This is a genomic window from Lishizhenia sp., assembly GCF_057456495.1.
Genome location: NZ_JBVCPV010000241.1, coordinates 1 through 3581, shown reverse-complemented (window position 1 = coordinate 3581; position 3581 = coordinate 1). Strand labels below are relative to the sequence as shown.

5 protein-coding genes are annotated in these 3581 nt (G+C 34.5%); 4 read left to right on the top strand and 1 reads right to left on the bottom strand.

Translation table 11 applies throughout. The features are described from left to right. From AC22ZQ_RS13305 to AC22ZQ_RS13295, 3 genes are all read left to right on the top strand, one after another. Positions 1-394 (top strand): carbonic anhydrase (locus AC22ZQ_RS13305; RefSeq protein WP_318959253.1); only part of this gene is annotated, 394 nt, incomplete at its 5' end. A 214-nt stretch (positions 395-608) separates the two neighbouring features. Continuing rightward, the gene (locus tag AC22ZQ_RS13300) at positions 609-1355 is read left to right on the top strand and encodes a DUF2490 domain-containing protein (protein ID WP_318959252.1); all 747 of its coding nucleotides are present in this window, start codon (positions 609-611) and stop codon (positions 1353-1355) included. Between the two features lie 78 nt (positions 1356-1433). Further along, entirely contained in the window at positions 1434-2360 is a 927-nt protein-coding gene (locus AC22ZQ_RS13295) for a tryptophan 2,3-dioxygenase family protein (RefSeq protein ID WP_318959251.1), read from the top strand. Between the two features lie 79 nt (positions 2361-2439). On the opposite strand, the gene AC22ZQ_RS13290 is transcribed toward AC22ZQ_RS13295, so the two are convergent. Beyond that, a complete protein-coding gene (locus AC22ZQ_RS13290) occupies positions 2440-2745 on the bottom strand; it encodes a hypothetical protein (RefSeq protein ID WP_318959250.1) in 306 nt (101 codons plus the stop codon). A gap of 146 nt (positions 2746-2891) precedes the next feature. On the opposite strand from AC22ZQ_RS13290, the gene AC22ZQ_RS13285 reads away from it, so the two are divergent. Then, the gene (locus tag AC22ZQ_RS13285) at positions 2892-3479 is read left to right on the top strand and encodes a hypothetical protein (RefSeq protein WP_318959249.1); all 588 of its coding nucleotides are present in this window, start codon (positions 2892-2894) and stop codon (positions 3477-3479) included. Positions 3480-3581: the final 102 nt, after the last annotated feature.

The following is a 3581-nucleotide window of genomic DNA, read 5'->3' as shown; positions in this document are numbered from 1 at the left end:
TGTAATAGATTATGCAGTGGCGCATTTAAAAGTAAAACATGTCGTTGTTTGTGGCCACTATTACTGTGGAGGTGTAAAAGCTGCAATGGAGTCACAAGATTTAGGTGTTTTAAATCCATGGTTAAGAAATATTCGTGACGTCTACCGTATCCATAAAACAGAATTAAATGCCATTGATGATGAAGAGTCAAGGTACAAAAGGCTAGTGGAACTGAACGTTCAAGAGCAATGTATCAACGTGATAAAAACAGCACAGGTACAAAAAGCTTCATTGGAAAGAGATTTTACTGTGCACGGATGGGTGTTTGATATTCACTCAGGAAAATTAATAGATTTAGAAATAGACTTCCCTAAAATTTTAGAGGACGTCATGGAAATCTATAAATTGGGATAATTCTATATTTTTTCAAAAAAAACTTCTAGGCAAGCTCTGGTTAGATCCCTGTATCTTTTCTGTTTATCGGTGGTTTAATTGTAAGTTTTAGGGATATTCAATTTATCCATGTTTTACTTACCGTATATCGAATTTAGATTGATACTTATCTATTTCAAATAAGACCTATAGCTGGATGAATTAAATTGCTAAAAATAGCACAACAACTACTACAATGAAAGAAAAAAGGAGTTACCTATTCCTTTTATTACTGAGCCTATTATTTATTCAACTTTCAATTGCTCAAGAGAAACAACTCTTAAAGCATAAACATTTATGGAATACTGCCATAGGTGATATTCAAATCAAAGAGAAGTGGTTCTTCAATAGCGAAGTGCATGTCCGCTTCACGGATGCTTGCAGTGAATTTCAGCAATACTTATTCATTCCAGGTATAAAGTACAACTATAAACCACATATAAGCTTCTCTAGTGGATTTACGTACTTTAAAAATTTGCCCCACGGAGAAGTTCCCCTTCCCATAGCACAGTCAGAAATCACTTTATGGCAACAGACAACCTTGAAACATAAAACGCATCAGTTTTCCTTCTTTCACCGTTTGAGAATGGAAGAACGTTTCACTCAAAAATTAATTACAGGTGAAAATGGAGATACTTGGATAGATGGAAGGGTTTATAACAACAGGTTTAGGTACAGGTGTCTGGTGAACCGGCCAATTACCAAAAGTAAGAAGGTGTACCTTATGAGTTTTAATGAAATATGGCTGAACATCCCTAGCAAATCTTTAGAGGTGAGTTTAAATCAAAACCTATTTTATTTGGGGACTTATTATAAGTTCAGGAATGGAGTACGTCTTGGAATTGGCGGAATGCATCAATATTTAAATCGAGGAAAAACACTGGCCGAGAGCAATTTAATGCTCTCCTTTTTATGCTTATACAAAATAGGAAAAGGCAATTGATCTTTGATGGTTTTATGATATAGGTCATAAAAAAAGAGACGAAAAAACTTCATCTTTGAAGATTGTAAACAAAGGAAAATGAAAGATACACTAGATAAATTAGAAGAGAAATATAAGGGTTTGGATGAACCTATGGAGACTTATTTAAAAGGACTCCTATACCAAAAGCCTATCACATACTGGGATTATATTGATACTGAGGCTTTACTTTCTTTACAAAAGCCAAGAACTGATTTTCCGGATGAGATGGTTTTTATCATGTACCACCAGGTAAATGAGATTTTGTTTAAAATGATGTTGCATGAAATAGAGCAATTACAAGAAACAGATAACTTAACGCCTGAGTTGTTTTCTTCTAAATTATCAAGAATTTCGCGTTACTTCGATATGTTAACTTCATCTTTTACAATCATGAAAGATGGAATGGAGCCTGAGCAGTATTTGTTATTTAGAGATACTTTAACACCAGCAAGTGGTTTCCAAAGTGCGCAATACAGAATGATTGAGTTTTCTTGCACCAATGCTTTAAATTTGGTTGATCCTAGGTTTAGAAATGAGGTAAATAAAGATTCTGAAACGGAAGATATTTTCAATAGACTTTACTGGCAAGCCGCAGGTAAGAACTTCAAAACTGGAGAGAAGAAACAATTGCTGTTCAATTTTGAGAAAAAATACAAGAGCTTCTTTTTAGATTACATGGAGAAACACAGTGAAAACAACTTGTATTCTATGTACTTAAGCTTACCCAAAGAAGCTAGGGAGAATGAAAACCTTATAGCTGCAATGCGTCATTTAGACTACACCATAAATATTACATGGGTCATGGCACATTACAATACAGCTAAAAAATACTTGAACTACGGTCAGGAAGACAAACCAAAAGCGGCAACAGGTGGTAGTGATTGGACCAAATACATGCACCCAAAATACCAAAGAAGAGTATTTTTCCCAAGTTTATGGTCTGAGGACGAATTAAAGAATTGGGGAGAAGATTTAGAACAATAGATCGAATTAAGAAAGATTAAAAAGCCCGCTTCAACTGTAGTTGAGCGGGCTTTTTGTTGTTGTTGTTATGGAGTTCAATTTACATACTTAGTAAGGCGTATATTAGAAACGCTGTGGCGCTAATAATACTCAATACAAAAGTGTTGAAAATGAGTTTCATACTCATTTGGGCAATTATAAATGCGTTAGAAGCCATGGTAATCATTGCCAATAGAATTAATGGGATTAAATCCTTATCGTTTTCTAATTGAAGTAAATAATTTACAGCTACTGCACTTAAGCAAGATTGTAGCGTCATTCCTATTGTAGTTAAGCCAAATCTTCCTTGTTCTAATTTGGTGTAAAATCCATTATCTGCTGTGGCTACTGCTGTTTTTGCACTCATGATATCTATGTTTTGTTTTAGGTAAAATTAAGACCAAGTTTTAGCAGTTTTTATGACCTTAATCATAGCTTTTAAATGAATGTTGAGCTACCTTTATAGCTATTTTGGTATAGAAAATGGTAATATTGCAAGTGTAAATTAGAACTATGAAAAGATTGATTTTTGCTTTGTGCATGCTTTTTAGTGGTTTGGCAGGTGCCCAAACGTATTATCAATATGTCGGACCAGGTTTGGTTTATTCTCACTACCAGCAAGAATTAGAGTTTGTAGAAGGAAATGTTCCTGCGGGTACATTGAGGTATAATTCCATTATTTATGGTTTTAGTTATGGCGGAAAAATATTGGTTAATAAACGACCTAATTTTTCTTACGGTGTGGGAGCTTATCCATTTGGAGGTGTTTATCTAGCATCTTTTTCTAACAATGTTTTTGGTAATATTGGTGTAAACCTTCCTGTATATGGAGAGGTAATGCTAGGTAATCCAGAAAGCTATAACATGTTTTTAGGATTAGGTTTTGAATATAATTTCTACAAAGAATTTGGATTCAATATGGAACACGTGATTGGTCCAAGTGTTGAATTAGGAGGTCAAATTGATTTACCCAACCGTATTATTGCGGTGAAACTGGCTTATACGTACGGACTAAACAAGGGGAGATATGACGACCCAAGTCTTCGTGTGGTGAGTGGTAGAAGAGGTTCATTTACAGCTACTTTATATTATCCTTTTTAAGTAATGATTAAAGAAGAAATGATGCTTCGCTACGGAGCTGAAAAAATACATTTAAAAAAAGGGGAGGTCTTGTTTGAGAAGAATGATGTTCCTCGTTTCTTC

What these genes read in the sequence shown, in the direction of transcription:
- AC22ZQ_RS13290 (WP_318959250.1), bottom strand. Translation starts at nt 2,745, where the DNA reads ATGAGTGCAAAAACAGCAGTAGCCACAGCAGATAATGGATTTTACACC.
- AC22ZQ_RS13285 (WP_318959249.1), top strand. Translation starts at nt 2,892, where the DNA reads ATGAAAAGATTGATTTTTGCTTTGTGCATGCTTTTTAGTGGTTTGGCA.
- AC22ZQ_RS13295 (WP_318959251.1), top strand. Translation starts at nt 1,434, where the DNA reads ATGAAAGATACACTAGATAAATTAGAAGAGAAATATAAGGGTTTGGAT.
- AC22ZQ_RS13300 (WP_318959252.1), top strand. Translation starts at nt 609, where the DNA reads ATGAAAGAAAAAAGGAGTTACCTATTCCTTTTATTACTGAGCCTATTA.